We start from the raw sequence: 2,783 nt of genomic DNA on the forward strand, positions 1-2,783 counted from the left end.
CGCCGAGCGGCTCGGCCTGCCCTGGTGGTACTGGCTGGCCGGGCTCGGCCTGGCCGGCCTGCTCGCCACCGAGCTCTGGATGGGCGCCGGCGGGCTGCGTTCCTGGCTGCCCTTCGTGCTGCTGCTGCCGGCGACGGTGGCCGCGCTCTGGTGGCTGGGCCGGATCCGGGTCGCCGTCCGCGACGGCGAGCTGCGGGTGGACGACGCCCGCCTGCCGGTGCGGTTCGTCGCCGACGCCGTCCCGCTGGACGCCGCCGGCCGCCGCGAGGTGCTCGGCGTGGGAGCCGACCCGCTCGCCTTCGTCGTGCAGCGGCCGTGGGTCGGCGGCGCGGTCCAGGTGGTGCTGGACGACCCGGCCGACCCGACTCCGTTCTGGGTCGTCAGCTCCCGGCACCCGGTCGAGCTGGCCGCGGCGATCATGGCCGCCCGCAACGCCGGCTGAGCCTCGGTCTCAGGGCAGCGCGGGCCGTGACCCGGGCAGCTCCCGTCCCTGCCGGCGCAGGTCCCGACGGAGCTGCTCGGCCAGGTTCCGGGTGTTTCGGCGGTTGAGGTAGCTGGCCACTGCGGCCCCAGTGAGGAAGGGCCCGAGCGTGGTCAGGTTGCGGCCGAAGCGCTTGAGCAGGGCGTCCCGCAGCTCCTTGCGGGCGCCGTTGGCGAGCACGGCGCTCACCCCCACCCCCGGCATCATCGGGTTGATCCCGCGCCCGCTGGCCCAGGAATGCACCAGGACGACGGCGCGCTGCCTGCCCCCGGTGGGCAGCGACACACCGTAGACCTCGTTCAGCTCACCGATCAGCTTCAGCTCGATCGCGGCGACGGCGACCGTCTCTGCGGCCAGCAGCACGGGCGCGGAGAGCAGGGTGGGGGTGACCGCCCACTCGACTGCAGCGACCCCGCCACCGGCGGCGCCGACCCCGGCGGTCGCCCGGGCGGCGTTGCGGATCAGCCGCTCGGCCAGCGCCTCGTCGTCGAGGCCGGGGAAGTGCCGGCGCAGCGTGGCCAGGTCGCGGACCGGCACGCGTGGGGCGACGTCGGCGACGGTGTCCACCATCCAGCGGACGGCGGCCTTCGGCTTGAACAGGTCGGCAAGCCCCCGGGCCCGGGCCTGCCCGACCAGCCGGGCGAGCAGCTGCCGCCGGCGGGCCGGCTCGAGGTCGTCCTCGGTCAGCGCGGCCACGGTGGCGCCGAGCTCGTCGGCGTCACCACCGGCTGTCGTCGATGCGCCGGGTTCGCGCCAGGCGTCGGAACCGGTCACCGGGCCGTGCCCGGGACTCGTGTCGGTTTCCTCGGCGCCGGGCCCACCGGCCCGCTCGCTGCGCTCGTTCACCCGTCCGACCTCCCGGAGTCCCGCCGGCCTCGAAACCGCCCGTCTTGAGTCAGCAGCATCCCGCCGCCGGCGCACGGCGACTCGAACAGCGGCGGCCCCGTCCAGGAGGCCGCCGCCGGTGACACGCGTCCGGATCAGACGCACTCGCGGCAGATCAGCTCGCCGTTGCGCTCGACCGCGAGCTGGCTGCGGTGGTGGACCAGGAAGCAGCGGGCGCACCGGAACTCGTCCTGCTGCATCGGTAGCACCTTGACCGTGAGCTCCTCGTCGGCCAGGTCGGCGCCGGGCAGCTCGAAGCTCTCGGCCACCTCGGCCTCGTCAACGTCCACGGCGCCCGACTGTGAGTCGACCCGCCGGGCCTTGAGCTCTTCGAGGCTGTCCTCGCCGAGGTCGACCTCGTCGCGACGCGGGGCGTCGTAGTCGGTGGCCATCGGTTTCACTCTCCCATATCGATATGGTCGCTTCCGGTTGTAACGCCGGACGACGCTGTTTCGGTTCCGCTGGCCGGCCGCCATTTGTGTCGGTCACCCGACCCGAAGACCGGTGGGCCGAGTCCGCCAGAGAAACTCCCCCAGCGAGCGCGGAACCTTACCCCCCCTTTGGGCGAGGCATGTATACCGCCCTCGCGGCAGAGATGTACGCCCCTGCACCCGAAGTTGTTCCCAATGTGACTCAGGCGACACGAAGATAGGGGTAGTAGTACCTGGTTCCGGGGTGGCGCGCCGGTATGTCGGGCTGTTTCCACGCGACGGCCGGACAACCGTTAACCTCAGCGGCGTACTCGACGGCCGGCGGGGCGGCCCGACCGCCAGCGGCCGCCGCCACCCTTTCACTGTCCGGGGAGCGCCCAGATGAGTTTTGCGCGAGTGCGGGCACTCGTTGTCGTCGGTCTGCTGGCGGTCCTCGCCCTGGTTTTCGTCGTCGTCGCCATGGTCAAGGACACCCAGGGCAAGGTGGGCACCGCGGCGGGCTGCCCGGACGGCTGGCCGCTGGCCGACGTGACCCTGCGCGAGCCGAAGGACGTCAAGATCAACGTCTACAACGCCACCGAGGAGCCGGGCCTTGCCGGCAGCGTGGCGGACGACTTCCGCAACCGCAAGTTCCAGGTGAAGAAGGAAGGCAACGCGCCGAAGGGAGTCGAGGAGGTCGCCTTGCTCCGCTTCGGACCGAAGGGTGTCGGCTCCGCGCACCTGCTGCGGGCCTATTTCCTCAACAACGCCGAGCGGCAGTACGACCCGAAGCGCAAGGACGACACGGTCGACGTGGTCCTGGGCAACGGCTTCCAGCAGTTGGCCACCACCACCGAGGTCAACCAGTCCCTCGGTGACCTCGGCTCGCCGGTGGCGCCCCCCGGCTCCTGCCCGATGCCGGTGGACGACAAATAGTCCCGCTCTCCCGCCGCCGGCGGCGGCCGGCGGCGACGGCACGCCTCGGCAGGACGGCGTGGGCGCTGGGA

Annotated in this window: 4 protein-coding genes; 2 read left to right on the forward strand and 2 right to left on the reverse strand. The window is 72.6% G+C overall.

Annotated features, from left to right (window positions below):
- Positions 1–442, forward strand: a 442-nt coding sequence (locus DKT69_RS26810; protein ID WP_109804282.1) for a DUF3093 domain-containing protein, incomplete at its 5' end; no start/stop codon positions are given.
- Positions 443–451: 9 nt separating this feature from the next.
- Here the strand turns inward: DKT69_RS26810 and DKT69_RS26815 are convergent.
- Positions 452–1,177: a hypothetical protein gene (locus tag DKT69_RS26815; RefSeq protein WP_109804284.1), complete on the reverse strand. Its 726-nt coding sequence runs from the start codon at positions 1,175–1,177 to the stop codon at positions 452–454.
- A 284-nt stretch (positions 1,178–1,461) separates the two neighbouring features.
- Positions 1,462–1,758 carry a DUF4193 domain-containing protein gene (locus DKT69_RS26820; RefSeq protein ID WP_007075406.1) on the reverse strand — a complete coding sequence of 99 codons (297 nt, stop codon included), beginning with the start codon at positions 1,756–1,758 and terminating at the stop codon, positions 1,462–1,464.
- 435 nt (positions 1,759–2,193) lie between these two features.
- Here DKT69_RS26820 and DKT69_RS26825 point away from each other — a divergent pair, with 435 nt between their 5' ends.
- Complete coding sequence (locus DKT69_RS26825) at positions 2,194–2,712, forward strand: LytR C-terminal domain-containing protein (RefSeq protein WP_201749878.1); 519 nt, start codon at positions 2,194–2,196, stop codon at positions 2,710–2,712.
- Positions 2,713–2,783 lie beyond the last annotated feature (71 nt).

This window comes from Micromonospora sicca (assembly GCF_003172935.1).
Taxonomy (GTDB): Bacteria; Actinomycetota; Actinomycetes; order Mycobacteriales; family Micromonosporaceae; genus Micromonospora; species Micromonospora sicca.